A 2,023-nucleotide genomic window follows, 5' to 3' on the forward strand; every position below is an offset into this window, starting at 1 on the left:
ATCTATTGCCATTAGCCCTCAAGGGAATACCTTAATCAGTGGTAGCGCCGATAAGACTGTCAAAATATGGCATCCTGGTAGTGGTGAATTGCTCTATACTCTCACGGATCATTTAAGCGCTGTCACTACCGTTGCTATTAGCCATGATGGTGCTACCATTGCTAGTAGTTCTCAAGATAATACTATTAAAATTTGGCAGTTTGAGTGATGTAAGCTATCAGCCGTCAGCTTATGCGCTACGCGCACGCTACGCGAACAGCTTATGCGGGCTGACGGCTGATAGCTGATAGCTTACAATCTATGATTGTTTCCGACGTTTTAAGGTTGAGGCAAAAAGCCACCCTCCTAGACCCAACATTCCCATCAATGTTGTTGGTTCAGGAACAAGTGTATAGGTGACAGTTCCACTTCCGAGAATAGGCTGGCGCGGCTCGTCTTCTGGAGTATAGAAGGTAGGATCGAAACCGTCAGTGAAATCACCATTAGAAAAACGGAAAAAATCTCCAGAGAATTCACCAACGGCGGTAAAAGGATGATAAACTACATCGTAATCTAACCCCAGTAATTCTCCGTTTAGGAAATTGACAGTTGGGAAGTCTGGGAAACGCTCGTCGTCCTCTTCATTTATTCGAGGATCACTAAATAGGGTAATTGACAAACCATCGTCAACTCCTAAACTCTCAGCTCCCACCTTAGTCAAACTTGAATCGTCAAAGGTAAACTCACCGTTGTAATAATCAGGATTGGGGGCAATATCGAGTTCAGAAGAGCCAGTCAGGAAAAAGCTCTTTTCCAGATTCACTGTGAAATTATATTTGACAGTTGCTGCTTCAACGAAGTTGATTCCGACTACCCCTAAGCTTAAGCTACCGCCAACGATCGCTGTTGCTACTTTAGTTAAAGTCTTGATTGTCATTGTTATTCTCCTAGTACAAGAAAAAAAACACCAAAAATTTCACCTCTTTTCCAGCTAAGAGGGAAGCACCCCGTGCCTGGATTTGTAGATTTCTCACTACCGCGATCGCATCATATGGGTATAAGGGTTTTTGTCATGGAAAAATCTTTCCTTTAGACATAAAATTGCTGGAAAATCTGCTATTGTTTCCGACGCTGTAAACTTGAAGTGAAAAGCCACCCTCCCAGACCCAACACTCCTATCAATGTTGTTGGTTCAGGAACCGTGGAAACTTTGGCAAATTGTCCTTTTGTTTCTAACTCAGTTAGTCGATCAATATAGGTGTCACCAACCTTGCCCGTCTCAATCAGTTCCTGGGTGGTTCGAGTCGGAAACGCAACATCTTCATGGCTACTAAAACCGATAGGAAAACCAAACTCATCCAACCAATCATCTACATGGACGTGAGGCGTACTACTTTGCGGTGGTTTTGACCAGAAGGTTAAACCATCGCTTCTGGAGCCATCTCCAATGTTGATTCCATCTGGGTCAAAGTAAGTCCCCGATTGGAGTATTTGCTTTGTTTGAGTATCAAAATTGAAGTTAACCCCTGCATCGAAATGATTATCGGTATAGGTTCTCAAAAAATTGCCTTGAGGATCAAAAAATGAGACAATCAGAGAATCTAAGTCACTGGTCCTGACGATTCCATCGGTATAACTTTGCGTTTCGTCATAGCTAAATAAACCGGTAACGCTAAAGCCAGCAATTTGACCTGTCCAATCAAATCCAAAGGTAATTGCCTCAGCTACGGTAGGGATAACGATGCTTAATGCTGTACTTAGGGTGATAACGGCTGTCTTTAAATAGCAAGACATAAGTTTAAACCTCCTAGAATCAAATGATCTGCTTTCGGCAGAAGGAGTTAGTAGTCAGTATTTAGTAGTTGCTAAACTCAAACTTACGAAGGATTTCTGAGTAAACATTTTTAACTCCTTCTTTTGAACTTATTATTAGTTTAAAAAATTTGCATTTTAAAACCGTATACGCTCTGCTAAAACCCAATGTTAAAAGCCCCAAAATTAAATTGAATTCAGGAATGTGAAGCAGCTCAATAAATCGGGTATA

General features: G+C 41.5%; 3 protein-coding genes and 1 pseudogene. 1 reads left to right on the top strand and 3 read right to left on the bottom strand.

Going from position 1 to position 2,023, the window contains the following annotated elements:
- Positions 1–208: pseudogene (locus F6K51_RS36380) on the top strand (protein kinase); the annotation flags it as partial.
- A 90-nt stretch (positions 209–298) separates the two neighbouring features.
- Here the strand turns inward: F6K51_RS36380 and F6K51_RS36385 are convergent.
- The 3 genes from F6K51_RS36385 to F6K51_RS36395 all read right to left on the bottom strand — a co-directional run.
- Complete coding sequence (locus tag F6K51_RS36385) at positions 299–916, bottom strand: PEP-CTERM sorting domain-containing protein (RefSeq protein WP_075904053.1); 618 nt, start codon at positions 914–916, stop codon at positions 299–301.
- A 179-nt stretch (positions 917–1,095) separates the two neighbouring features.
- Positions 1,096–1,773 (bottom strand): PEP-CTERM sorting domain-containing protein, encoded by a 678-nt coding sequence (locus F6K51_RS36390; RefSeq protein WP_075904055.1) that lies wholly within the window; start codon positions 1,771–1,773, stop codon positions 1,096–1,098.
- A gap of 61 nt (positions 1,774–1,834) precedes the next feature.
- The coding region (locus F6K51_RS36395; RefSeq protein WP_293030810.1) for a hypothetical protein at positions 1,835–2,023 on the bottom strand (189 nt) is incomplete at its 5' end.

This window comes from Moorena sp. SIO3I8 (genome assembly GCF_010692325.1).
In the GTDB taxonomy this organism is placed as follows: Bacteria; Cyanobacteriota; Cyanobacteriia; order Cyanobacteriales; family Coleofasciculaceae; genus Moorena.